Source organism: Catalinimonas alkaloidigena (genome assembly GCF_029504655.1).
Classification (GTDB): Bacteria; Bacteroidota; Bacteroidia; order Cytophagales; family Cyclobacteriaceae; genus Catalinimonas; species Catalinimonas alkaloidigena.
This window is the reverse complement of record NZ_JAQFIL010000001.1, coordinates 2,103,870-2,130,460: the sequence shown is the minus strand read 5'-3', so window position 1 is coordinate 2,130,460 and position 26,591 is coordinate 2,103,870. Positions and strand designations below refer to the sequence as shown.

At 45.1% G+C, this 26,591-nt stretch carries 20 protein-coding genes; 6 read left to right on the top strand and 14 right to left on the bottom strand.

Going from position 1 to position 26,591, the window contains the following annotated elements; all coding sequences use genetic code 11:
- Positions 1–102: 102 nt before the first annotated feature.
- The 9 genes from OKW21_RS08825 to OKW21_RS08785 all read right to left on the bottom strand — a co-directional run bounded on the left by OKW21_RS08825 (position 103) and on the right by OKW21_RS08785 (position 11,276).
- Positions 103–2,040, bottom strand: a complete 1,938-nt coding sequence (locus OKW21_RS08825) for a D-apionate lactonase family protein (RefSeq protein ID WP_277479050.1) — start codon at positions 2,038–2,040, stop codon at positions 103–105.
- A 44-nt stretch (positions 2,041–2,084) separates the two neighbouring features.
- Positions 2,085–2,915 (bottom strand): phosphogluconate dehydrogenase C-terminal domain-containing protein, encoded by an 831-nt coding sequence (locus tag OKW21_RS08820; protein ID WP_277479049.1) that lies wholly within the window; start codon positions 2,913–2,915, stop codon positions 2,085–2,087.
- A 27-nt stretch (positions 2,916–2,942) separates the two neighbouring features.
- The gene (locus OKW21_RS08815; RefSeq protein ID WP_277479048.1) at positions 2,943–4,358 is read right to left on the bottom strand and encodes a four-carbon acid sugar kinase family protein; all 1,416 of its coding nucleotides are present in this window, start codon (positions 4,356–4,358) and stop codon (positions 2,943–2,945) included.
- Positions 4,359–4,360: 2 nt separating this feature from the next.
- Positions 4,361–5,620, bottom strand: coding sequence for a ribulose-bisphosphate carboxylase large subunit family protein (locus OKW21_RS08810; protein ID WP_277479047.1), 1,260 nt, complete (start codon positions 5,618–5,620; stop codon positions 4,361–4,363).
- Between the two features lie 78 nt (positions 5,621–5,698).
- Positions 5,699–6,736, bottom strand: coding sequence for a Gfo/Idh/MocA family protein (locus OKW21_RS08805; protein ID WP_277479046.1), 1,038 nt, complete (start codon positions 6,734–6,736; stop codon positions 5,699–5,701).
- The gene (locus tag OKW21_RS08800) at positions 6,729–7,787 is read right to left on the bottom strand and encodes a substrate-binding domain-containing protein (protein ID WP_277479045.1); all 1,059 of its coding nucleotides are present in this window, start codon (positions 7,785–7,787) and stop codon (positions 6,729–6,731) included. Before OKW21_RS08800 ends, OKW21_RS08805 begins: the two co-directional genes overlap by 8 nt.
- A gap of 7 nt (positions 7,788–7,794) precedes the next feature.
- Entirely contained in the window at positions 7,795–8,814 is a 1,020-nt protein-coding gene (locus OKW21_RS08795; protein WP_277479044.1) for a substrate-binding domain-containing protein, read from the bottom strand.
- On the bottom strand, positions 8,811–9,824 hold the full coding sequence (locus tag OKW21_RS08790; RefSeq protein WP_277479043.1) for an ABC transporter permease: 1,014 nt from the start codon (positions 9,822–9,824) through the stop codon (positions 8,811–8,813). The genes OKW21_RS08795 and OKW21_RS08790 overlap by 4 nt, the downstream gene beginning before the upstream one ends.
- Positions 9,825–9,827: 3 nt before the next feature.
- Positions 9,828–11,276 (bottom strand): sugar ABC transporter ATP-binding protein, encoded by a 1,449-nt coding sequence (locus OKW21_RS08785; RefSeq protein WP_277487638.1) that lies wholly within the window; start codon positions 11,274–11,276, stop codon positions 9,828–9,830.
- A 487-nt stretch (positions 11,277–11,763) separates the two neighbouring features.
- On the opposite strand from OKW21_RS08785, the gene OKW21_RS08780 reads away from it, so the two are divergent.
- The 3 genes from OKW21_RS08780 to OKW21_RS08770 are packed head-to-tail and all read left to right on the top strand — an operon-like array spanning position 11,764 to position 17,575.
- On the top strand, positions 11,764–13,212 hold the full coding sequence (locus OKW21_RS08780) for an efflux transporter outer membrane subunit (protein WP_277479042.1): 1,449 nt from the start codon (positions 11,764–11,766) through the stop codon (positions 13,210–13,212).
- Between the two features lie 4 nt (positions 13,213–13,216).
- The gene (locus OKW21_RS08775) at positions 13,217–14,452 is read left to right on the top strand and encodes an efflux RND transporter periplasmic adaptor subunit (RefSeq protein ID WP_277479041.1); all 1,236 of its coding nucleotides are present in this window, start codon (positions 13,217–13,219) and stop codon (positions 14,450–14,452) included.
- On the top strand, positions 14,453–17,575 hold the full coding sequence (locus tag OKW21_RS08770; RefSeq protein WP_277479040.1) for an efflux RND transporter permease subunit: 3,123 nt from the start codon (positions 14,453–14,455) through the stop codon (positions 17,573–17,575). It begins immediately after the preceding gene.
- 46 nt (positions 17,576–17,621) lie between these two features.
- Here the strand turns inward: OKW21_RS08770 and OKW21_RS08765 are convergent, their stop codons facing one another.
- Positions 17,622–18,326 carry a Crp/Fnr family transcriptional regulator gene (locus tag OKW21_RS08765; protein WP_277479039.1) on the bottom strand — a complete coding sequence of 235 codons (705 nt, stop codon included), beginning with the start codon at positions 18,324–18,326 and terminating at the stop codon, positions 17,622–17,624.
- Positions 18,327–18,502: 176 nt separating this feature from the next.
- Positions 18,503–20,179, bottom strand: a complete 1,677-nt coding sequence (locus OKW21_RS08760; protein WP_277479038.1) for a Na/Pi cotransporter family protein — start codon at positions 20,177–20,179, stop codon at positions 18,503–18,505.
- A gap of 119 nt (positions 20,180–20,298) precedes the next feature.
- On the opposite strand from OKW21_RS08760, the gene OKW21_RS08755 reads away from it, so the two are divergent.
- From OKW21_RS08755 to OKW21_RS08745, 3 genes are read left to right on the top strand one after another with little or no spacing between them, the layout of a single operon-like run.
- Positions 20,299–21,144 carry a universal stress protein gene (locus OKW21_RS08755; protein ID WP_277479037.1) on the top strand — a complete coding sequence of 282 codons (846 nt, stop codon included), beginning with the start codon at positions 20,299–20,301 and terminating at the stop codon, positions 21,142–21,144.
- Between the two features lie 2 nt (positions 21,145–21,146).
- Positions 21,147–21,401, top strand: a complete 255-nt coding sequence (locus OKW21_RS08750) for a hypothetical protein (protein ID WP_277479036.1) — start codon at positions 21,147–21,149, stop codon at positions 21,399–21,401.
- Positions 21,402–21,412: 11 nt separating this feature from the next.
- Positions 21,413–22,270 (top strand): universal stress protein, encoded by an 858-nt coding sequence (locus OKW21_RS08745; RefSeq protein ID WP_277479035.1) that lies wholly within the window; start codon positions 21,413–21,415, stop codon positions 22,268–22,270.
- A gap of 222 nt (positions 22,271–22,492) precedes the next feature.
- Here OKW21_RS08745 and ppsA read toward each other — a convergent pair whose 3' ends face one another.
- From ppsA to OKW21_RS08730, 3 genes are all read right to left on the bottom strand, one after another.
- Positions 22,493–24,871, bottom strand: a complete 2,379-nt coding sequence (gene ppsA, locus OKW21_RS08740; RefSeq protein WP_277479034.1) for a phosphoenolpyruvate synthase — start codon at positions 24,869–24,871, stop codon at positions 22,493–22,495.
- A gap of 10 nt (positions 24,872–24,881) precedes the next feature.
- On the bottom strand, positions 24,882–25,655 hold the full coding sequence (locus OKW21_RS08735; protein ID WP_277479033.1) for an SDR family oxidoreductase: 774 nt from the start codon (positions 25,653–25,655) through the stop codon (positions 24,882–24,884).
- 74 nt (positions 25,656–25,729) lie between these two features.
- Positions 25,730–26,572, bottom strand: coding sequence for a universal stress protein (locus tag OKW21_RS08730; RefSeq protein ID WP_277479032.1), 843 nt, complete (start codon positions 26,570–26,572; stop codon positions 25,730–25,732).
- Positions 26,573–26,591: the final 19 nt, after the last annotated feature.

Genomic DNA, 26,591 nt, shown 5'->3' with positions numbered 1-26,591 from the left:
TAATGGAATGATCATCTTCTTAGCGCCACGTATAAGTTGATTTTATGTTTACTACAGCAACAGCCTTCACAGGACCAATTGAGCTTATAGGTGTAAATAACGCTAGCCACCATTTCTATTAATTCTTAAAAGAAATATACTATAGGGACGTAACTTAAGTAACTGCTTTGATTCTGCCCATGCGCCGGAAATGAAATCATCAAAGTGAAGCGCCATCTTTTCAAAATTTTCTTCATCTAATACCTTTTGCTCAAAATGATCAGGCCAATTATCAATTGACACACTGATCACGAAAGCCTGATAATTTGCCAAGAGAATATACTGCTCATTCCCGACCTCCCAGGCTAATCCATCCACCTGATGAGGATGACTACTTTGTGTTTTTATGATCTGGATTCCTTTTTCCTTTAAGAGTTTGTAGAACACCCAATATATTGGGAAGACCATCCCTTTTACAGCAGCAAATTTCTCAGGTAGCAGGGCATGATGATCACCTTGCATCACTCCTCTTCTGCCAAGCGTTTCATAATAAGTTACTGCTGATACCCGGCTTTCTGTGAGGTACTTGATACTTCCGATAGTCCAGCCCGCAGCAAATAGTGACATCTGACGGTTGTCTGCCTGGAGAGGAAGTTCTCCTTCTGGTGATTCCGGCTCCGGGCCGGTTGCATTGGGGTTAAAACGCATTTTCAGGCTTATGGGAGAAATATGTATCGGTAATCCACCAGCAAACTGGCGCGCGCTTTCCACGGTATAGCTTTGTGCCTGCAGCGTTTCAACCAGGGATTGGTTGTCAAACTGATGCACCTGTGGATTGATGGAGTAAGTTAAGAAGTCAAGCCCTTCAGGATTGACTCTTTCCCGATTCAGCTCGGTGAAAAAACAGTCTGTCCCTGCCCCTATTTGTGCTTCCGGAAACATGTCCCTCAGGTCAGGCAGAACCTGTTCTAGCATAGATGAGGGGGAGGACTTATGATCTTCTGAAAATACCAGTAGCTGTTTAACTGCGGGTTTATGGTCTTCCGTGAAATCCTTGAGCTCACCCAATTCTCTCACTGTATTTTTTTTGAAATACAAAGCCAGCGCTAATGGTAAATTTAACTGCCGGGATTCGTTCAGCGCACGCAGCCAGTTTTTCTCCAGATCAGCCTGACTCAAATGCAGGTCTACTCTGTAATGTGACAAGTTAAGTTCATTGAAATAAGCAATGTCTTTATCTGTCAGTGCTTTAATTTCTGATGACTGTCCGATACCTATTTGAGGAAGTGGATACCTTTCATTTTCCAGGCTCAGGGATACAGACTTATCATGGCTGTTATGCTTACTAAAGTCAGTGCTTTCAAGGCTAAGCTTAACGGACTGAATTATTTTGTCTCCTTTCTCTAAGCGCACCGGAAAAGGTATGGCCAAGGGTGTAGAGTAGGTTTTAAACGAAGCATCGGTCCAGTTGCGCTGGTCTTCCATCTCAAAAATATCCCCCTCAAAATTCACTTTCGCCCATAAGCCACTTTGCAGCCAGCGAATAAACCGTATATCCATAAAAGGCTGATGCGGGCTGATATGTAGCGGAAATGTTCCTTCATCTTCTTCTCCATTGGTATGGCCGATAATCACCTTAGCTCCGGCTGCTTCGGGCGGATGCAGCAGGTTGAAGCCAATCCGGTTTTTGCGGAAAGGCTGAAGACAACTCCCATCCATCTGAAAACTTACTTCTCCATCTGCTGAACCTTTAATGCTGTATTTAGCCTGAAATGCTACCTCTCCACCCTCGTAAAGACAATCGTAGCTGATTTCAAAATGATCTTCATTAACGACAATCTTTTCATCACTGATTTGGGGAGCGATTGTACCCCAATTATGATCCCTCACCGCCGGATATATCATCCTCAGTAGCTCTGTTCCTCCTGCGTTCAGATATCGTAAATATCCACTTTCATACTGACAGCTTACGGGTCCCGCTTTCAACCGGATAATTTTAGGAGGACGGTGCTCTTTCCCTCCGTAATATTTCTGTTCTTTGGAAAAATTCAGATTTGACATGCTCAAAAAGTTAGGCCCAGAAAATCATTATGAAACACATTGATTTACGTGATTGCTTTTATCTGCTTCATCACATTATCCCACTCAAATACATCTTTCCAATTTTCCTTAAATAGCAATGGCTTTCCCAGCTCAATGGCTTTCATGGCAGCATCAGAAAACTGCCCACCCGGCAACTGACCAAACAGCAGTGCTAACTCAATATTAATATGTCCCAGGAAAAAATCGTAGGCAGCTTCCTTGGGCACACCTTTTTCAACTACAGTGTCTACGGCTTCTTTCATCACCGTGATTACTGCGGCGGCAAAAGTCTCTGATAAGGCGGGCTCCAATATACCCATCTGTTCAATGGTTACCCGATGGGCCCTTACCACTGGCCTGTACATATCTCTGGATAATTTTTCACCTACTGCATACTGATCTTCCGGCCCCTGTATAAGTGCGCATACAATACTCTGCTTAGCGGCTATGCCACCAAAGTAGTCATAGTGAGACTTTTCACTAGGCTCCCAGTTGAATACAGATGGATGGGATGGGTGAGCAGCAAAATAGGTTACATCCTCTCTTTCCGGCAGATGGCCCGCACAGGGAGCGGCCGGATCCAGCGTAACCAGCATAGCGTCTGATTTTAGCTGTGGCACTACGTCGGCAGCAATTTTCTTGATCGCCACATCGGGTACTGCCAGTATCACAACATCTACTTCGGGAAGTACTTCTGAAGGTATTGAAACCTGAATACCGATTTCTTTCAGGCGGTCAATGCCCTGCTGGCTCACTTCCAGGTAAAACATTTCATATTCAGGGTTATCCCGCAAATTAGCGGTAGTTCTCCAACCCATTTTTCCTCCTGCGCCAATAAGTGCTACTTTTTTCATGTTAATAAATTTTGATTGAGTAATATTTTAACTGATACCTTTTCCATGTAAAATTGATCCGAAGAAGTTCTGCTTACCGTTTTGCCCCCCTTTGAGACAGATTTCAAGTCCATCAAAGTCTGGATGGTGTGAATGAGCGGTACACAATGGAGCCCCCGGAGCTATGGGCATAAGCGTTTCCAAAGCGTAAATCCCTAATGCTCTGGAAACATAACCGGAGGTATCACCACCCGCTACCACCACTCTTCTTTTACCAGTTTTTTCCATTACCTCTCGGAGCAACCTTCCCTGTGTTCCCGCCAGCACCGCACTACTGGGAATCCCTTTTCTCTGTAGCCTGCTCATTTCTTTATTTGTCGCATCTATTGAAGGGTCGTCAGGACCTAAGGCAGTATAGAGTGCTAAGCTTTGTTTTCTTTCCAGCGCCTCAAACATCAACTGCTTTGCCCTATTTATCTCGGATTCCGCCTGCTCCGGATTGACCAGCTTCACAGTATTTAGACGGATATCAGCAAAGCCTTGAGCTATGGCCCATTCCACTTGTATTTTGGTAGGTGGTGAGCAGCTTCCTCCCACTACGATCAGCTCCTGTACTTTAGCGGGTGATTTGGGCGAGGGAGGTAATTCCAATTGTCCGTTTTCCTGAAGATAGTGGCATAGTGCATACTCAATCCCTGAAGATCCCACCAACAATTGACGCTGCTCAAGGCTGAAACGATTGATTAGCTTTCCTACATTTCTCAAATGCTTTTCGGTATACGTATCAAATAATAAATACTCGCCTTCTTCGATGGACAGTTTTTTTATGAAGTCTATTTGGAGATGCTCACTCTTTTCAAGCGCCAGCAGGTCAATATGATGGATTTTACGTTTGGTCTGCTTGGCTAAGTGCCGGCGGATATCACTCTCATCCATGGGTGTTACCGGATGGCGTGACATGGTAGGATGACGGTCCAGGCGATAGGTAACCCCATCTACCCTGGCAAAAAGGTTTCCGAATATACAAAAGCGGTTGAGGGATGGTGCACCAATCAAGAGAGGTATGATGCCCGAGGGAAAGTACCGAAAGGCAATGTCAATGGCATGGCCTATATTGCCAATGCCGGGGGATGAGTCAAAAGTAGAACAGGTTTTGTAATGAAAAAAGCGCGATGGGACTTTACTTATATGCTCAAAAATGCCAGGCAATTCATGATCCATCTCTAGGGGAGTAAGGCTGCGACTGATTCCCGCCACACCAAACGCTTGCAGGCGCTCTGCTGACCCGCTAATCTGATTCTTTAACCGAAAAGACGCTACTTCTTCCTGACTCGGTGCTTTTAGAAATAGTGCAGTAGGTATGCCATTTAATGCCAAAGACTCCATTACATCAGTAGAGCCGGTAAAGTCATCACCGTAATAACTTAAAAAAATCTCTCCTTTTTGAAGTGCTGCTTTAGTCATGATTACTCTCCGTAAAACGCTATTGCCTCTTGAATCTCCTTTTGGTCCTGCATGTCATAAATGGTTTTCCCCTGGGTAGCACCTTCCCAGGCCAACTGTATGCTTTTCACTCCGGCAGCCATACCGCCGGGATGTGCGGTAATTCCTCCGCCACAGAGGTACATCAGCTCTGTGCTCTGTATCTGCCGATATGTATCATAAGCCTGCTCTGCCCACTGCCCGGAAGATACCACCGGCATCACCGGGTAGCCCCCTCCCTTGGGATCAAGACAAGCGCGAATGGAAGTAAGCACCGATGCGTCTGACTCGCAGAATTTATTCCGGATGCCATTGGTATGGATATGGTCTACACCTGCCATACTGAAGATTTTATGAAAAACCTTAAAGCTTATGCCTATGTCTTCTGAACGGTAAAACAAACCCCAACCATTGCGATGCCCATGAATAGGTAGCTGGGTATGCTGACACAATTTATGCATTCCACTGATACCCACCCAATTGAGGCTGGCCATTACACATGTCCCCCCTTTTTCAAGCACATAGTCATGGCGACGAAGCATATCATCTATATCTCCACTGAGGTTGAAGGCGAACATTGGTTTCTTCCCTCTAAGCTCAGTGTATTGATTGATAACCTCCATTACAGCATCTACTCTTTTGGTAAAGGGTGAGTGAGGTGAGTCCCCCATCAGCTCATCATCTTTGATAAAATCCAGTCCTGCCTCTATCAAAACCTTTACCTGCTGAGCTGTTTCTGCCGGACTGAGGCCTACGCTGGGTTTAATAATGGTGCCGATGATCGGTCGCTTCTCCACACCACACAGCTTTCTCGTCCCTGAGACACCAAATTTTGGTCCTGGGTATTTTTCTTTATAGGCTTCAGGAACGGTAATGTCTAATAATTTAAGTGCGGAAAAAGGGGATAGTTCAAACAGATTACCTGCCACTGTAGCCATCAGGTTGGACAAATTAACCCCTACATTATCCAGTGGCCAGGCCAGGTCTACATGGGCTCTGCGATACACTGGCGATAATAGTCCTCGCGGGGGCCTGCTGCCGGGCAGAGCGGGTTCTTCTAACTCTTCTAATACCTCTATGCCTTCAATGGTGGCAGCATGTTTCTCCTTAAGCATTTCTGTTTCGCCTGGCGTCTTAACAAAGGTGCCTGAAGACTGCTCTCCTGCCATCATCTCAGCAGCTTTTTCTAGGGGATGGGCGGTTTCTATCAGGTACCTGGCTTTTAATGATCTTGCTGTAGGCATTGCGTATTATTGATTTGGAGTGAGCGATTAAGTTCAGTCGTGATTTGTGAAGGCTTAGCACCTTCGCTGAAACACATTTTAAAATTCCGGCTCGTTTATTTTTACCACCTTTCCACTTTTTGCCGACTCATATCCGGCATAGACCAACTGCATCGTCCGGTAGTTATCCGTTCCCGTGATTTCAGCTAGCCTGCCTTCCTGAAAGGCCTTCAGAAAATCACCATTGAGCTCCACCATACAGGATTGCACCAGATTGTAATCCAGATTGACCCAATCATATACCGGAGGCGCTACTCTGATCATCTCCACTTCTTTTTCTGAGGATACCTTGATCACATAATCATGTTCAAGCCTGATAGAACCTTTACTTCCTTCAAGCAGAATGAGGGTTTGCGGGAAAGCTTCCTTCTCCAAAATAGAAGCGTAAGACATTTCCACCAAACAATGAGCTCCACTTCTCATTTCCATGAGCAGGGTCGCTACATCTTCTCCTTTGATTTTCGGATTTACTCTTCTGGTCAGGCAGCGCAAATTATCTACTTCCCCCATCAGGTATCTTGCGATATCCAGCACGTGGGAGCCAATGTCAGCAATGATAAACTTATCAATTTCAGCCAAAAAGGGCTGATTATCAAAGACTGGGAAGGCCGAAACAAAAGCCACTTTTCCTTTAAACACCTCACCTACCTTTCCACTTTGCATGATCTCTTTGACCTTACGAATGGGAGCCTGCCAGCGGAAATTCTCATGGACAAATAAGGGCACCTCCGCTTTATTACAGGCCTGCACCATCGCTTTGGCAGTTTCTAAGTCCGGAGCCAGGGGTTTCTGGCAAATCGCGGCCACCCCAAATTCAGCGGCCATTTTTACGAACTCAGCATGTGTTTCCACATTGGTAATGATATCTACATAGTCCAGGTATTCGTTTTCAAACAGTTGCCGGGCATCAGTATAATACCTTTTTGCGCCAAACTTCTCGGCGGTCTGTATTGCTTTCCTGCAATCCTGATCGCAAACGGCTATCAGTTCAGCTTCAGGAAGTTCTTTCCAGGCAGCAATCTGGTATTGCGCCCAAAATCCACAGCCGATTACGGCAAATCTTTTGGTCTTATTCATAGGCTTTATTATATACAAGTAGTGCGTCCGGAAAATTTAGGAATGCCGCAGGCTTTTCTAAAAATACACTCATGTTTTCCTTTGTCAGGGCAAAAGTACCCGTGTTCACAGCATAAGGGACGTTGGTGATGCCCGCTACATCATCATTTACAGAAAGCGGATTGGTATCATGCACCATATCAAAAAGAAACTGCGCGCCGTACCAGGTGAATAACTCCCGCTTCTGGCAGACCAACTGCTGGATCACCCCTTCTTCCAGTAATTTCAGAAGTTCCGGCTCATAGTTTACGGTTGTAACTTTCACTTCTCCTACCCTCCCCGCCTCTTTTACTGTCTGGGCACAGCCAAATCCGCTCATTGGGGTAAATGCGCAAAAAGCTGACAGGTCAGGATGGGCCGCCAGAATATCTGAAGCAAGTTTTGCGGCTATCTCCGTATTCGCCTTATCATCGTAGCGGCCCACAAGTTTGATGTCCGGGTAGTCACTGATTACATCCATTAGCCCACGGTAACCATCTTCCATATTGGTAAGCCCGAATATGCCCAGATACACGATTTTCCCTTTGCCGCCTGTCAGGCTGACGATCTCCTCTCCCATCAGTGTGCCCATATCATACCAGTTGGTGCCCAAAAAGCTATGCCTTTTGCTCTGCGGCACATCTGAATCATAGACAACCGTAGGTATGCCTGCCTCAACTGCCCTGTCAATAGCGCCGGCGATGGCAGGATCAGTGCCATTGATCAGTAAACCCGTAGGCCGGGTGCCGATTACCTGTTCAATAGTCGCAATCTGCGCCTGAATATCCCATTCGGAAGGACCTAGAATAGAAGTCCTGACCCCTCTGTGCTGCCCCCAACGGGTAAACGCATGCTGATCGTGATTTACGTACATCGGAAAATTAACGATGGTGGTCACCATCACATACTCTTCGTCAGCGTAATTTTCCCCTGACTGCTGAGGCCCCTGCTTTTGCTTGTTGTGCCCTTCATTTTCCGGATTACAATTCCAGCACAGCAGCAAAAGCGATATGTAAGCTAGACATCTGTTCATTTTAAGCTCAACTATGATCTTCCATGAAAAGGTGAATATTATCCTGGGTGATTTTGAGTAGTCCGGTATTTACGGAATAAGGAATATTGGTGATTCCTGCTTTGTCATCATTGCTGGAAAGCGGATTGGTATCGTGCACCATGTCAAAAAGAAACTGTGCGCCGTACCAGGTGAATAACTCCCGCTTCTGTCCAATCAGAACGTCTATTACGCCCTCCTGCACCAGCTTAATGTGCTCAGGTTCCCAGTCCACAGTGGTCACTTTTACCTTACCTGCCTTCCCTGCTTCCTTTATGGATAAGCCGATACCGGGACCGCTCATGGCGTCAAAACCACAGATTCCCGCCAGATCGGGATGTGCGCTGAGCAGGTCTGAAGTGATACGTGCGGCCTCTTCAACATCAGAACCATCATCGTATTTGCCTACCACTTCAATTTCAGGATAATTTTTCAGGACATCCAGCAGTCCCTGAAAGCCTGCTTCCATATTGGTCATCCCCAGTATACCCATATAAGCGACCTTCCCTTTTCCCCCTATCAGTTCTACCATGGCCTCTCCCTGTAGTTTACCGATCTGATACCAGTCGGTACCCAGAAAGGCGTGCCGCTCACTGTTGGGGATATCTGAATCGTACACCACAGTAGGAATTCCGGCTTCCACAGCCTTATTGATCGCACCGGCAATGGCAGGGTCTGTGCCATTGATGAGCAAGCCAGTTGGCCTTGTACCAATCACCTGCTCTATGGTAGCAATTTGCGCCTGCACGTCCCATTCGGAAGGGCCAAGTATGGATGTTTTTACGCCTCTTGCTCTGCCCCACCTCTGGAAAGCAGCCTGGTCATGGTTTACATACATCGGAAAATTGACGATGGTAGTAACCATTACATACTCTTCATCCTCGTTGATCTCCACTGCCGGTGTTTGTTGCTTTTCCAGCTGACGTTGCTTATAAAGCGCCCCCTTTTTAGGATCGCAGGCCGACAGGATAACAAACAGCAGGAGTATTGACCTTAGTATTATTTTCATGCTTCTACTTTTGGAGGTGTAACTTCAGAGGCCCTTTTCACATATTCACGAGGGGTAGTGCCTGCTCTTCGCTGAGCCAGCACATCTACCGCTACTGCCAGGATCAGGATAAGGCCCAATACAATTTCCTGCCAATAACCCGATACCCTTGCCAATATCATGATGTTACTCACTAACCCCATAAAGATGGTACCCAATAAGGCTCCGATGATCTTACCCTGGCCACCCAACAAACTCGCCCCTCCCAGAATGACAGCCGTAATGACGCGTAATTCCATGCCTCTACCCGAAGTAGCCAATGCCGCCCCCAGGCGTGAGGCCAGGAGAATACCCGCCAAACCAGCCAGTAAGGAGATCAGTACAAAACCAATGATCTTAACCCTCTCTACTCTGATACCGGAAAGGCGGGCGGCTTTTTCATTGCCTCCGATATAATAATATTGCCGGAAAAAGACTGTGCGAGATACCAGCAGACTAAATATGGCAACTACGATTATCATAAACCATACAGGTGTTTGCAAACCCAGGAGTTTGGATTGCCCTATGGCGTTGAATGCTTCAGGTAGATTCTGGATTCCTGCACCAGCCACCATAAGTGCCAAACCCCGCACGATACCCATCATGGCCAATGTCTGTATCAGCGGGTTAATCCCGACTTTGGCTACAAAAAAACCATTGATCAGCCCTATCAGACCGGCCAAACCTAAGCCGACCAGAATCGCTACGGATACATACATGCCGTACCAATACATTAAATAGGCGGCTATGCTTCCGGCAAATGCTACGACTGAGCCTACTGAAAGGTCAAACATACCGGAAATGAGCAACAGCATCATTCCCACCGCCACAATTGATTCTATGGAAAGATTGAGCAGCACTAGTGAGATATTGTCAAAGGTGGGAAAGGTAGCAGGCCAGATGATACTGCACACAATGAATAATATGGCGATGGTCACTGAGAGGGTAAACACTCTGTCCTGTAGCAGTCGGGTTATTTTATCTCTGTTCATAGATCAGACAAACATCGTTTTAGTTCCTGAGGCATAATGCATAATCTCTTCTTCGGTGGCTTCTTCACGGCTTAGCTCAGCAGTAAGCTGACCATTCCACATCACCAGGATGCGATCACTGATCGCCAGTACTTCAGATAATTCCGAAGAGATTAAGAGTATGGCTACTCCCTGACGAGTAAGTTCTTTGAGGATAGCATAAATCTCCGCTTTGGCACCCACGTCCACACCGTGTGTAGGCTCATCTACCATAAACACTTTGGGCTGACGCAAAAGCCATTTGGCCAGCACGATCTTCTGCTGATTTCCGCCACTTAGGTTCATTACTTTCTGATGCGTAGAGGGGGTGATGATGCGAAGCTTTTTGATGTAATCCTCAGCCGTCCTTTTCACTTTTGCCTCTTGGATGAATCCTTTTTCAGCAGCAAAAGGTAAGTAAGCGGAAATAATGTTGTCCTCTACGCTCATGTCCAGAAACAGGCCGTTGGACTTTCTTTCTTCCGGCAGGTAACCTATACCCAGTTTTGTAGCTGTTTTTGGGTGATCTATTTTTACTTTTTTGCCCTCTAGTACTATTTCTCCAGCGATGAGAGGGTCAGCGCCCATGATTGTACGGGCTACTTCAGTTCTTCCGGCACCCACTAATCCCGAGAGGGCAAGGATTTCCCCTTTCTTCAAATGGAAACTGATATTTCTGAAGCGAGCGCTGCTCAGCCTGTTCACCTCTAAAACAATATCCTGCTTGGCATCCGAGAGGAACTCCTGCTTTTCCAGCTTTCGCCCCACCATCATGCGAATGATTTCATCTATGTAGGTTTCACTTACAAGCCTTGTACCCTGGTATTTTCCATCCTTAAGCACACTTACCCGATCGGCAACCTCAAAAATCTCTGCCATGCGGTGCGAAATATAAATCACCGAAACTCCCTGCGCCCTCAGCTTGCGAATGATTTTAAATAGAATGGTAGTTTCATTTTCTGTAATAGAGGCTGTAGGCTCATCCAGGATAAGTATGGAAGGGTTTTGTGAAAGAGCTTTGGCAATTTCAACCATCTGCTGCATAGCAGCAGACAAATGACCTACCTGCATTTCCGGTCTGATGTCGGATAAATTAAGGCTGCTTAACAACGCCTGGGTTTGCTGGTATAGCTTACGGTAACTGATCAGTCCATAACGATTCCTGGGCTTATTATTCGTAAATATGTTTTCAGCAACACTGATTGAGTCCACCAGGCTTCTTTCCTGATACACGATGGCTATACCCAGTTCCTGTGCATCCAGCTGATTTGAGATTTGTACCTCCTTACCCGATACCAAAATTTGACCACTATCAGGCTTGAGATTTCCTGACAAAATATTCATCAAGGTACTTTTCCCGGCACCATTCTCACCGCACAGGGCATGGACTTCTCCCTTCATGATATTCAGGCTTACTTTATCCAAAGCTCTCACTCCAGGAAATGTCTTTGATACCTGCTTTATTTCTAAGTTTGGTTCCTGCAAATTTTACGTACTATAGGTTCAAGCAAAAAATCATAGCCAATGTGTAATTGGTAATTTCAACTCATTATTATACATTAAAATTTAAAACTTTTAATTAATTATATGATAATGTTTAAATCTATTCTGAAATTTTTTTTTCAAATAATGGTGAGTGCAAACACTGGAAGATGAACACAGATTCAAAGTTATGTTAAAGTACTCCTTTATATATTTGGTTTAACATTTTGATAATCAGTTTTTTACATATCATTACTTTATGTATCACTATAAATAAACAATTTGTGGACATAGAGTAATCCAGTTTATACATTAGTGAAAACATTTTCAGAAGAAGCTCAGGCAAAAAGGATTATCAATCAGCAACCAAAATTATGAACATCATTTGTGTTCAGGGGTTAGATTTACTATTGCCTGACATATGATTTGAATAAGCACTATGAAAATAGAACCTAGTACACAGCTGAAGCTTGACAAAGTAGTATGTCATTTTTTACGTACTGACACTTCAGGTTTATTATTATTTTTTATGTTTTTAGTGAGTATAGTTTTTTTTTCTGCCTGTTCACCTAAAACGACCCAGGCCAAACTTCCAGTAGAAACACCCCAACCTTTTACCTATACCGGAAAAGAAGTCCCAACTGATGCATGGTGGACCAGCTTTAATGATCAGCGGCTCAATACACTGGTAGAACAGGCCATAGGCACCAACATGAATCTGACAGCTGTTTGGTTTCGTTTTAAAGAGGCGCAGGCGGTGGTGGACCGACAGTCGTCATTCCTGCTACCCGATGTTGAAGCGTCAATCCGCAGCAGCCTGAACCGTCCTCAGCCAGACTTCGTGGGTGGTGAAAATGTGCAGTTAGGACTTTCCGCCTTTTACGAAGTAGATCTCTGGGGAAGGATCAGCGCTTTAATTAAGGCGGAAAAATTCAGAGCCGAGGCTACATTCGCCGATTATCAGGCAGCGTCTATTTCACTCTCCGCAGAAATCACCAGTACCTGGTATCAGCTCATGGCGGAATGGCAGCAACTGGAACTTATTGATGAACAGATCAATACCAATCAAAAAATACTGGATTTTATCAAAGCACAGTTTGGTAGCGGACAGATCAGAAGTGTGGACATCTTACGTCAGCAGCAGCTGGTTGAAGCGAGCCGGGAACAGAAAATCCAGACAGAATCCAGGATAGAAGTGCTGGAGCATCAGTTGGCTGTTTTACTGGGTATGCCTGCCCAAAACGAAATTGAATATGTACCTGACAGCCTACCAGATTTACCTCCGCTCCCCGATACAGGTATACCCTCAGAACTACTGGCAAGGCGTCCTGATGTACAAAGCGCGTTTAAGCTGTTACAGGCATCAGACCGGGAAGTAGCCTCCGCGATCAGCAATCGATATCCCCGATTAAGCATATCAACATCTGCACAGTTAAGGGCCAATAATTTTGATAATCTCCTGGAAGACTGGGCCTATTCACTGGGAGGAAATCTGGTAGCTCCGCTTTTTTATGGAGGCAGACTAAATGCTGAAGTAGATAGAACACAGGCCGTCAAGAACCAACGGCTCTACGAATACGGACAAACCGTTCTGGTGGCTTTTCAGGAAGTAGAGGACGCTTTGATACAGGAGAGGAAACAACTTGAAAGTATTGAAGTTTTGAAGGTACAGGTTGAACTTGCCACACGCGCTTACCAACAACTTGAAATTGAATATTTTAATGGATTAAGTGATTACCTGGCTGTCCTTACTGCTTTGAACCAGGAACAACAGCTACGCAGAGACCTCATCACCGCCAACTCTTTGCTGCTGGAATACCGTATCGCGCTTTACAGAGCTTTGGCCGGAGGCTTTACAACAGAAAGGGAGCTTGAAACCGAATCTTAAAAGAATGAGCAACAAAAAAATACTACTCATCTGTCTGATTATCTTGATATCTGGAGGAGTCGTAACCAGCTTGATTTTCCTTACAGAACCTACTGCGCAACGCAGCGGCGCTACCAAAGAGACAGCCATGCTGGTTGAGGTAACCAAAGTTAGGAAAGGCACATTCAAACCTAATATTGTAGCTACGGGCACAGTACAGCCCTCTAAAGATATCACGCTTAGCCCCAGGGTAAGTGGAGAGATCATCAGCCGTTCGCCTGCTTTTACTCCCGGTGGGTTTGTTCGCAAAGGTGAAATGCTGCTTCAGATTGACCCTGCTGATTACCGGAATACGCTTGAGCTGAGAGAAAGTGATCTGCAACAAGCCATTTCGGAGCTAAACATAGAAATGGGACGTCAGGATGTAGCACAAAAAGGCTATCAACTGGTAGATGAGGAACTGGCTGAAATGAACAAAAATCTGGTACTGCGCGAACCTCAGCTTAATGCTGTAAAAGCAAGGGTTGAAGCTGCCCGTGCTTCTGTAAAACAGGCTGAGCTTAATTTACAAAGGACCAGAATCAGAGCCCCTTTTGATGCACACATCCTCAGCAGAAATGTAAATGAAGGCTCACAGGTGGCTATGGGCGATAACCTAGGTCGCCTGGTAGGCATGGTTGAATACTGGGTTGTCGCGAATGTCCCCGTTTCTAACCTCCGCTGGCTTACTTTTGCCGATTCAGGAGACGAAAGAGGCTCAATGGTAAAGATAAGAGACCGCAAAGCCTGGGGAGAGAATGAATACCGTACCGGTTACCTTTACCGGCTTATAGGAGCACTAGAAGGACAGACCCGCCTGGCGCGTGTTTTAATTTCTGTTCCTGATCCACTCGCCTACCAGAATGACTCACTACCTACGCTGATGATCAACGCTTTTGTAGAAGTACAAATTGATGCCGAGCAGATAGAAGATGTAATCCGGCTCAGCCGGGATTATGTACGGGATGAAGAAACCGTATGGGTAATGGAGGAAGACAAGCTCCAGATACGTGATGTAGACATTCTTTTCAGCGATGCTAATTACGCTTACATCCGGGATGGGATTCGTGAGAACGAGCAGGTCGTAAAGACTAATCTTGCAACGGTATCGGAAGGTGTAGACCTGAGACTTGAAGACTCAGGAACCGAATCTGTTCAAGAGACGAATACCGATACTACCATGGAAAATCAGGCTCAATCGCAATCAGGAGGGTTGCATTAGATGGAAGACGCAAAGCAGAAAGACGAGAAAAAGTTTAGTGGTCCTATCGCCTACATGGCGCAAAACTCATTGGTCGCCAACTTACTGATGCTTATTTTATTGGGCGGAGGCTTCTGGACCATGTCTAATATTCAGAAAGAGGTATTTCCCCAGTTTCAGCTGGACATGGTGGAGGTAAGCGTAGTATACCCGGGCGCTGCTCCGGCTGAGGTTGAACAGGGAATTCTTATGCCGGTAGAAGAAGCTGTAAGAGGCATACAGGGCATTAAAGAGATCGTTTCTACCGCCAACGAAGGTTCAGGGGAGGTCATGATTGAACTGGTAGCCGGTGCTGAGCGAATGAACGTCTTTCAGGACATTGATCAGGCCATTAGTAGGATCGTCACTTTTCCCGATGAAATAGAAGAACCGGAAGTTCGCCTGCAGGCCAACCAGAGAGATGTCATGGAAATTGGCCTGTTCGGAGAGGTTGATATCTGGACGCTGAGAAAACTGGGCGAGCGTCTCCGTGACCGCCTGCTCAATGAGGAGAATATCACCCAGGTGGAGCTTGGAAATGTACCTGAATATGTGACTCATATAGAGATTCCGCGTCACCGCTTGCGTGAATACAACATTACGCTGGGACAGGTTGCTAATATCATTCGTCAGTCCAGCGAAGATGTGCCTGCCGGAGATGTATCCACTAATAGCGGAGAAATACTGCTGCGCATGAAGGAGCGTAAGCAGTGGGCTGAAGAGTTTAGCAAGATTGAAATCATCTCCGCTGAATCCGGGGCTACCGTTACATTGGGAGATATTGCTGCAATCAAGGATGGCTTTGAAGAGACAAATTTTCACTCTCAGTTTAACCAGCAACCTTCCATAGAGTTGTCTATCTATCGTATAGGCGATCAGTCTCCGCTGGACATAGAGGAAACCGTTAAGCAAATTTTAGCTGATTATGAAAGTTCACTCCCTCCCGGCGTTCAGTACCGTATTGAAGGCAACCGGGCAGAAGACTATCGTGAGCGTTTGGGCTTACTTACTGAGAATGGCCTGCTTGCCATCGTAATCGTACTCTTTATTCTCACCCTTTTTCTGGAATATAAACTTGCCTTCTGGGTGATGATGGGCATGGCAATTTCCTTTATCGGGGGTATGGTACTCTTACCGCTGATCGGGGTAAGCATCAATATGATTTCCATGTTTGGCTTTCTGGTCGTGCTGGGTATCGTAGTTGATGATGCCATCGTTGTAGGCGAAAATATTTATGAATACCGGCAACAAGGTTATAGTTTTATGGATGCCGCCATCAAAGGAACGCGCGACATTGCCAAGCCGGTGGTTTTCAGTATTCTTACCACTATTATTGCTTTTGTCCCTCTGCTTTTCCTTCCCGGCACCACGGGTAAATTCTGGTGGCCACTCCCCGCGGTAGTCATTATGGTACTTGCAGTTTCATTGCTGGAAGCTTTATTTATCTTACCCTCCCACCTTGCCCATAGCGTAAAAAAAGACCGTTTTAAAATAGGAAAATACCTGGGACGCTGGCAGCGGTACTTTTCTTCACGCTTTGAAGAATATGTAGACAAATATTACCGTCCGCTGCTTAAGGTTTGTCTGGCCAACCGATACATTACTCTCTGCTCTGCCGTTACGCTCCTGGTGGTGATAGGAGGTTATGGTTACAGTGACCATATGGGTATCATCCTGATGCCCGAAGTAGCAGCCGATGAAATAGAAGGCGCGGTGAGGCTTCCGGTAAGTACTACCCCTGTACAGGCCGCCGAAGTAGCCCATCAGATCACCCGATCTACCCTTCAGATGTTTGAAGAACATCAGCTTTATAAAGTGGCAGAGGGCGTTAAAACCAATGTGAGAGGACAAAACTTTATTGATATAGAAATTGTGATGAAGCCCCCCGACCAGCGGGATATGACAGCTCAGCAGGTCATTGAGCTTTGGAGGGACGAAATTGGTGACATCGCCGGGGTTGATCAGATCACCTTTGAAGCAGAGCGTGGACCGGGAGGTGCCGCCCAGGACATCAGTGTGGACCTCAGCCATTCAGATATCAATGTGCTGGAAAAAGCCAGCCAGGCTTTTGTAGCGGAAGTTAAGAGGTTTACAAACACCCGTGATGTCAATGATAACTATAACAAAGGAAAAATACAGCTTGACTTTAAACTCCTGCCTGAAGGCCGTAACCTGGGGTTGACCTCCACTGAGGTAGGGCAACAGATCAGGAATGCCTTCTTCGGTGCCCTGGCCATGCGCCAACTGAGAGGCAATAACGAGGTGGAGGTAAGGGTAAAGCTTCCCCTATCAGAACGGAGAGATATCTATAACCTGGAAGACTTTTTGATTCGCACACCGGACAGCACCGAAGTACCTTTATTGGATGTGGTGACCGTAGAGAGGCGCGAAGCGTTCACGTCTATCAATAGGAGAAATGGACGCAGGGTAGTTACCGTGGGCATGGATGCCGAGCCTGCCAGTGCGGTGACCCAGGTGTTGGAATCACTGAATCAGGAAGTACTTCCTCAACTGAGAGCTGATTATCCGGGCATCACCTGGAGTTTTGAGGGAAGCCAGGCGGATATGAGAGAGTCAACCCAGACCCTCTGGGGTGGTTTCGCATTGGCGATGATGATCATTTACGCCCTGCTGGCAATTGCTTTTAACAATTATATACAACCCCTTATCGTCATGATAGCCATACCTTTTGGTATTGTGGGTGCCGTCATTGGTCATATTCTTTTGGGTTATGATCTTTCACTGGTGAGCTTGATGGGTGTGATCGCACTATCCGGGGTGGTAGTGAACGACTCCCTGATTATGGTAGATTATGCGAATAAAAAAAGCAAAGAAGAGTCGGTGTTTGACGCTATTTTTGAAGCCGGTATACGTCGCTTCAGACCGATTATGCTTACCACGCTCACAACTTTCGGGGGCCTTACTCCAATCATACTGGAAACTTCTCGCCAGGCCAGAAACCTGATTCCTATGGCAATATCACTAGGGTTTGGAATCGTTTTCGCGACTTCCATCATTCTTATTCTCGTGCCCTGTCTGTACATGATACTGGAAGATGTGGTTTCCTCAGTAAAGAAAACCAAGGAAAAAGTGATCGCTTCTTAATGCGTAATCACATTGAATAGTATGAAAACGTGGCACTCTACTTTAATCAGTCGTACATATGACTGATGCGTAACAGTCCTTTTGGGTTGAGTACTGATATGATTCGTCCATTGGTGGTGATCAACTGATCTGACTTAAACTCAGAAAGTAGTCGGATGACCGTTTCTTTGGCAGTACCTAATAAGCTTGCCAGGTCGCTGCGACTGATCTTGATAAAACTTTCTTCATCACTATCTTCTTTTTCATATAAGTTATCCAGTGATAGCAATGCTTCTGCCAGCCTACCCCGCACCGGCTGATAAGCTTGTGCTACCAGCCTTTTCTCCACATTCACCAGGTCATTACACAATAGTTGGGTAAAATAGCCGACGATTGAAGTGTCGGTGCCCATGATATCAAAAAAATCTTTGCTGGGTATGAAGGCTATAGTGGCTTCTTCAATTACAGAAGCAGTGATATGGTACTTCATTTGGTTAAGCAATGCTGTATAGCCAATAAATTCATTTTGTCCGGCAATACGAATAATTTGCACTTTACCATCACTTCCGTATTTGTAGAGTTTAACTTTTCCTTCCTGAATATAATATAGCCCTAATGGAGTATGGCCTTCATGAAAAATCTTCTGGCCTTTGGAATACACAGTAAGCTCGTAATGATTCTTAAGCTTAGACAAAGCTATACTGGGAAAATTTTCACTCTTTGTAAATGTAGTTTCATACATGAGGGGGAGGGTAGACAAGATTGGGTTCATGGCACTGTTGTTTTTTGCTGATGAAAATATGGTACTTTAATATATCCATCATTTCAAACAAAGGGCAGACGTAAAAGACGTAATTACAGAAATACGCAACGCTCGCAGATATCTGCGAGAATTACGTAGAAATTGAGCTGCACTTCCCAGGGATCAGGAGTTTAAGATTTAAGTTCCTACAAATCTTTTTCAGCTAAGGCACTTTCCCTGAGAAAGCTTATCATATCACTTGCTCCCATCAGTATTGCTTTATGCGATGAGTAGAGTTCCCGATTAACATTAAAGAAGGTTGAAATACTTACCTCGTTCAATGTTCTTCTATTTGTAATTGCGTTTATTTTAACCAGCAGCTGCTCATAATTTTGCTGTATCATCACCATCAGCTTGCTCTGTTCTTCAAAAGTAGCTCTCCCCTCTTCTGCATGTATCTGGTCAGAAAGTGCTTCATAGAACTGCTGAGTGCTATCGCGAAAATTATGCAGCAAGTGCTGATAATCTTCAGATGTTCTGCTTTCAAATTCCAAAATGTTGTGCGCTATATCTTTCAGGCCTTTCACCGAGTGCATCGTATTCTGAATGACTGTCATGAGTTTACTCAGGTTTTGTGATTCTTCAGGATCAAGCGTTTGCTTTTGGATTTCTGCGTAAAAGCGCAGCATCTCTCCTTCCAGTTGTTTTACCAGCAAATAGGCTTTGGGGTAAGAAAGCCGACGAATCCTCACCGCCTGACTTTGCTCACTTTCTACCAAGTAATGACTTATTTTTTCATTGGTTACTCTCAAAGCTTTAAGGTTCAGGAACAGAGCAATATTCAACAAGCGAAATGTTTCTTTTTGTAAAGCTTCAATGGCAGCCTCCGGTACTTCTGCGGTTACCAGATGAAGATGTTGATTGATACTGACTTTTTTGACGACAAATATTTTATCTAGGAAATGGCTTAGCGGACGGGTGAATGGTAAAAACAACAGTATCCCCAGGAGGTTGAAAAAGGAATGAAAAATAACCAGCGCTACCAGCGGGTCCTCTATGCTTAGTACATCAGTAATCAGAACCTGCAGATAGGTTAATATCAGTAATGCCAGGCCGGCAGTAATGAGGTTAAACAGAAAGTGGGCGAAAGCTACCTGTTTTTTTGCGGGCACACCTCCCAGAGATCCCAGAAAAACAGTAGTGGTCGTGCCCACATTTGAGCCGATTACAATGGCCATGGCAGCAGAAAGTGGAAGTAAACCCGTATGAAGTACACTCAGCGCTATCACCATGGTAGCTGAACTGGATTGAATCAAGGCAGTAAGTAGCGCCCCTACAAATAAAAATACAAGGTGACCATACTGAGCAAAGGCTGACAAGTTGAGGTTTTGTGCCAATACTTCAACGCTTACCTTCATCATTTCCAGGCCTAAGAAAATGACACCAAAGCTTAGTAAAAACCTGCCGCTATTAAAGTAAGCGGATTGGTTGCGGAAAAAAAACAGTACAATGCCACCCAAACCAATCAAGGGTAATGCAATATCCTCTACCGGTAATTTAAACCCCAGGCTGACAACCAGCCATCCTGTAGCTGTTGTCCCTAAATTTGAGCCAAAAATAACAGGTAAAGCCTGATTCATACTCAATATTCCTGCCCCTACAAATGCCAGTAACAAGAGTGAAACTGCCGAACTGCTCTGAAGTACCGCTGTTAGTATTACTCCGCTAAACAGACCCTTCAGCGGGTGCTTGGTGCTGGTTTTGAGAAAAATTTTGAACGACCTGCCCGCAAGCGCAGAAAGAGCTTCTTCTAACTGCTGCATGGCGAAAAGAAACAGGCCCAATCCAGCCAGTAATTGCCAAATGTCAACATAGCTTGTCATGCCTAAAGTTATAGCTTACCAAATACTACATGATTGTTAAAAGTCATATTCAGAGGTGACTTGTATCATTGTTTAAGTAGTGATTAATGACTTGATTAAGACTAAAAAAAACCAAGGCTATGAAAATTTTAACACCCATTGATTTCTCAGCTGATGCTTTTGAGGCGCTGCGTTATGCGGTCAAACTTGCCCATCAGTGGAAGGCAGGCAGGGATGAAAGCCCTGAGCTTATTGTTTTTCATGCTTTTCATCTGCCCATTGGGGGGGATGCTACCTTTTTTATTGATAATGCCATGTTGGAAAGAGAGGAAGTACATGTGCAAAACAAAATTCAGCACATGATTAGTAAGATCCCCGAGATTCAGTCTCTACATTTTCGTTTGATCACCAAGATGGCTTTGCCGAATGATGGTATCCGACAAATTGTCAAAGAAAAAGACATTCAGTTGGTAGTCATGGGAAAACATGGAATAGATGAGTCGTTGTCTAACTGGCTGGGTAGTACCACATTAGAAATGATGAAACATCTGCCCTGCCCTGTATTAGCAATACCTCAAGCTACCATAAAACCGATGCCCCATCTGGTAGCCTTTGCCACTGACCTGAAACAATCTGATGAGGATCACCCTTCATTGCTTTTCTTTAAAGAACTGCTCAAGTTATGGAAGGCTGAATTAAAGGTAATACATGTACATCCCCAGCCCTCTAAAATTGGTATCGCGCATGCGGAGGAAGCGCTGAGTCTGGAACACTTCTTTCATGATGTACCTCATACTTACGAATTTCCCGAAGATCAGGACCCGGCACAGGGCTTAAACCATTATTTACAAGAACATGAGGTAGACTTACTGGCCATTATTCCGCGTAAGCATAGCGGCCTGGAAAGCATATTTCATAAGAGTGTAAGTAAATATCTGGCTTCACAAACCTCTGTTCCATTAATTTCACTTCATCATTCAAAATAGCTATGAAAACTAATCCTGATATTCCCGGAAAGTACGAAAAAGTTTTTACCATCAACCTCAACGCCTTAATGACTTTTGAAAGCATCAAGTCAGACTTGCTCACGCTTGAAGAGGTAGAAGATGTAAGCTTTAACAATCAGGTCACACCCTGTGAAATGACCATTTATTCTGATGAGGAAGTAAACGATGCTACAGTCCAACAAATCGTTGCCAAGCATGGCCATCAGGCCCAGCCGAAAAAGTTTCTGATCTCTTAACATTTATCATCATGAGAACCATCCTCGTCCCCACTGATTTTTCTCCTCAGGCAGCCAACGCCTTAGATGCAGCCTGTCAGCTCTCAGGAAAACTTGGCGCTACTATTCATCTGGTATATGTACTTGAATTTCCGATGACAGATGAAGAGACGGTCGTCACCCATGTAGCAGTTTTACCTGTAGAATACTTGCGTAAAATAAAGCGTGAAAGCGAAGAGCATTTACGAGAAGTGGCCGCTGCTAAACAGCAGGATGGACTAACGATTACTTACGAAGTCAGGGTAGGAAACCCCTACCGCAGCATCAATAATGCATTACTGGCAAAAGAAGCAGATTTGGTAGTCATGGGCTCCAAAGGGGCCAGTGGCAGCAAGGAGATTTTGTTGGGGTCTAATGCTGAGCGAATGGTTCGTTTTGCCCACTGCCCGGTGCTGGTAATTAAAGACAAAGTTGACCTTTCCAAAATCAAAAACATCGTTTATGCGACTGCTTTGTTGGACGAAGAAAGTGTAGTTACGAAAGCGCTGAGTAAGCTTCAGACTGCTTTTGAAGCCCAGTTGCATGTGGTTAGAATAAACACGATCAGTAATTTTCTGGATGACCCCTATGTGATGGATATGCTGCAGAAGTTTGCCAAAGACCATCATTTGAAAGATTATACGCTCAATACTTTCAGTGATATCGGGGAGGAAGAAGGTATCATCCATTTTGCCAAACAAAAAGGAGCGGAACTCATAGCATTGGCTACGCATGGAAGGCGTGGAATATTACACCTGCTGGAAGGGAGTTTGGCGGAAGACATCGTTAATCACGCGAAATTTCCCATTCTTACAATGAGTCTTCGCAAGCATAAAACTAGAAAAAAATAAATGGGTAAGCATTATCAGAAGTGGAGGCATTTCATTTGTTGCCAAGCGTTGCTTCCAATATTTTCCCCTCCTACATGCTAGACAGATAATGTTTTATCATGAATATATGTAGATAAAGGCAATGATTACCAGCAAGATAATCAAAAGGAAAAGTATGCGTATGATCTGTCTCATGATACAGTGGATATTTAATTGTTTATAAACCAGGCGCTCATATATCGCTTATCGTTTATGTTTCTTTTCTGCCTCTAACATGTTTTTGACCCCATTGATCAGCGCGTCCGGATTGAAAGAAATACTATGAATACCTGCATCTACCAGAAACTGGGCAAAAGTAGGGTCATCGCTGGGTGCCTGCCCGCATAAGCCAATCTTGGTTTTGGTTTTATGCGCTGAAGTTATGACCATACTGATCATTTTCTTTACCGCAGGGTCACTGGCACTGAACATGCCACTCAGCAGATCAGAATCCCGGTCTATGCCCAGCGTAAGTTGGGTAAGATCATTGGAACCGATAGAAAAGCCATCAAAGTAGTGCGCAAATTCTTCAGCCAGTATCACATTACTTGGGATCTCTGTCATCATATACAGCTCAAGTCCGAACTCACCCCTCTTCAAGCCCTGACTTTCCATCACCGCAATCACTTTTTCTGCTTCCTCTAAAGAGCGACAGAATGGTATCATCACCTTGACATTTTCTAAGCCCATATTTTCCCTCACCATTTTCAGGGCCTGGCACTCCAGTTCAAATCCAGGCTGGTAGTTAGGGTGGTAGTAGCGCGAAGCTCCCCTGAATCCCAGCATGGGGTTTGTCTCCTGCTGCTCAAAATATTGCCCGCCAATCAGGTTAGCATATTCATTTGATTTGAAGTCAGACATACGTACAATGACATCCTTTGGAGAGAAAGCTGCCGCAATGACAGCCACTGCCTCCGCAAGCCTGCGCACAAAGTATTCCGCCTTATCAGGATAATGATGCGTAAGCTTTTCTATCTTTTCTCTTACCTTAGGATCCCGCACTTTGTCAAACTGAATCAGCGCCATCGGATGAATCTGTATCGCATTGTTGATGATAAACTCCAGCCTCATGAGGCCGATACCGTGGTTAGGATAAAATGACAGACGGAAAGCCTGATCCGGGTCACCGAGTATCATCATGGCCTGGGTTTGGGGTAGCTCAATATCATCAATCAAAGTCTCATGCTCTTCCCATTCCAGTTTACCTTCATAGATAACCCCTGTTTCACCCTCTGCACATGATATGGTAACTTGCTGCCCTTCCCTGATTACCTGGGTTGCGTTGCCACTTCCTACTACGGCTACCGCACCTACTTCACGAGCCACAATGGCCGCATGACTGGTACGCCCTCCCTGATCTGTGATGATCCCTGCTGCCTTTTTCAGTATCGGGTCCCAATCGGGATTTGTTTTACTGGTGACCAGGATTTCTCCTTCCTGAAGTTTGTCAATTTCAGCGGGAGAATGCAGTATCTTTGCCTTGCCAGCAGCTATCTTATCGCCCAGTCCTATTCCGCGACAAAGTTCTTTTCCTTTTTGCTTGAGCTTATAGGTAGTTATCTTCAGATGCTTATCTCTGCTGAAAACAGTTTCCGGTCTGGCCTGCACGATAAAAAGTTTACCGTTTACCCCATCTTTTGCCCATTCAATGTCCATGGGCCTGCCATAATGCTCCTCAATTTGAACTGACCATTGGGCCAGGGTAATTACTTCCGCATCACTAAGCACGAACTGCTCCCGCTTTTCTGGTGGAGTAGAGAGGTTGACCGTACCATTTCCCCCTTTTGCGTAGACCATTGTCTTAGCTTTACTACCTAGTTTCCGTGAAATAATAGGCTGCTTTCCCTTTTTCAGGCTGGGCTTAAACACATAAAATTCATCGGGGTTAATTGTGCCCTGCACAATGTTCTCACCCAGCCCCCATGCACCGCTTACCAATACAAGCTCTTGGAATCCTGAGTCAGGGTCCAGGGTGAAATTCACTCCGGAGGCCGACTTATCAGCACGTACCATCAGTTGTACTCCCACAGATAAGGCCACCTGATCGTGGGCAAAGCCGTTATCCTCACGGTATTTGATGGCACGGTCTGTATATAGGGAAGCATAACATTTTTGGCAGGCATCGGTCAAAGCTTCATATCCTTTTACATTAAGGTAAGATTCCTGCTGTCCGGCAAAACTCGCTTCCGGCAAATCTTCAGCCGTAGCGCTACTCCTTACCGCGAAGGAAACATCAGCTCCGTATTTTTGGGTCAGGTAATCATAACCATCCCTTATCTCCTTTTCAAGCATAGAGGGGATGCCGACGCTCAGTATCGTAGTGCGAATTTGTTTACCAATAAAGCTTAGGTTTGAATAGGTCTTATGATCTAATTCACTTAGAAGCTCTGCGATTTGTTCCTGAAGATGGTTTTCTTTGATAAAATACCAGTATGCTTCTGATGTTGTAGCAAATCCATCGGGAACGGCTATTCCCTTCGGACTTAATTTTTGGTACATTTCACCCAGGGAAGCATTTTTTCCACCTACCTCGGAAAGGCAGTCCAGGTCAATCTCTCTAAAATATTTTATAAGCTTTCCCATATCAATTTACTTATTGCGCAGTATAACCGCCGTCAATCACCAGCGCTGACCCAGTGACAAATTTTGATTCATCTGAGGCAAGATAAACTACGCCGTAGCCGATGTCATCCGGTTCCCCTACATGGCCTACCGGATGCAGGCTGTCAAGAAACTTACGCCCTTCTTCCACACTTCCCTGAGCTTTCAGGTAATTTTCTACCATAGGGGTCCAGATATAGCCGGGATGAATAGTATTGACACGAATGCGGTAGCCCGCTTTGGCGCAGTGAAGCGCTGCGGACTTGGAGAATAAAGTAACTCCCCCTTTACTGGCATTGTAAGCCGGTAAATTAGGGTCACCGATAATACCTTCAATAGATGAAAAATTGATGATAGATCCACCTTCCCCATGCTTTCTCATGGCTTGGATACCATATTTGGTACCTAAAAACACACCGTCAAGGTTGATGCTCATCAGTCTTTTCCAGTCTTCCAGGCTCACCTCTTCAACATTACCCCCCACTCCTATACCGGCTGAATTGGCCACAATGTGCAGCTTACCGTAGGTACTGGTGATTGCGTTCATAATATCTTTCCACGAGGCTTCGGAGGCTACATCCTGTTTAAAAAAAATTGCCTCCCCCCCTTCTTCCTGTATTTGCTTCACCACCTTATGACCCTCAGCATCATCAAGGTCGCTTATCACAACCCTGGCACCTTCTCTGGCAAGAAGGATAGCGCTGGAACGGCCCAATCCTGATGCGCCACCGGTTACCAGGGCAACTTTTTTATTTACACGTTTCATTTTCTTACTATTTGGTATGATCAATGAGCAAGCCTGTCATCAATTTCTGAACAGCGCTTACTTCTAAGTAACTTCTAACTATGAGCGGATTGGATATTGAAACTCCAAACCGGAATATTAATGTGGTTAATTACTCTTTCGGTAATGCTGCTGTTCATCAGCCGGTTAATGCCTTTTCGTCCGTGAGTAAGCATAGCCACCATATCCACACTATTTTCCGCACAGTATGCCAGCAGCCCTTTCTCAAAGCTGAAGCTATTGTAAACACGTTTATTTCCGATCTGTGAGGGTTTAAGCTGGGCATACTCTTCCAGCTTAAGCTCTATCTCTTTGCTTTCTTTAAAATTAAGAGGTGTATTGATAAATAACAGATCAACTTCAGCTCCCACAAGCGCTGCGAAATCCGCCAGGGTCAGAAAATGTTGATGGGCTGTTTCTTCAAAGTCGTAGACAAATACAATCCGTTTCAGTTCAGACGACTGCTGAGCATGTTTGATCACCAAAACCGGAACGGGAGAAAGGCGCACAATTTTCTGCGTATTGGACCCAATGAATAATTCCTTGATACCTTTAACCCCATGAGAGCCCATTACGACCAGATCAATCGCATGCATCTCAATATATTTTATGATCATAGAATAATCCTGATTGTATTCTATGTCTACTTTGGCTAATACTGAAGATTTTTCTGCCTGATCTAGCAGTTTATTCAATTCGTTTCTTGCAAGCCTCACTTTCTTACTCACATCAGGATACCTTTTCTCCAGATCCACCCCCTGGCTCAGCCAGTTGAAAGGTGTTTCCATAAGATGTATAAAGCGCAGTGTCGCACCACTCTGAGCGGCAAGTTTAATAGCAACCTTCGCTGCTTCATTTGCGCAATCAGAAAAATCGGTAGGTATAAGTATATTTTTCATAGCATTAAACTTTTGACTG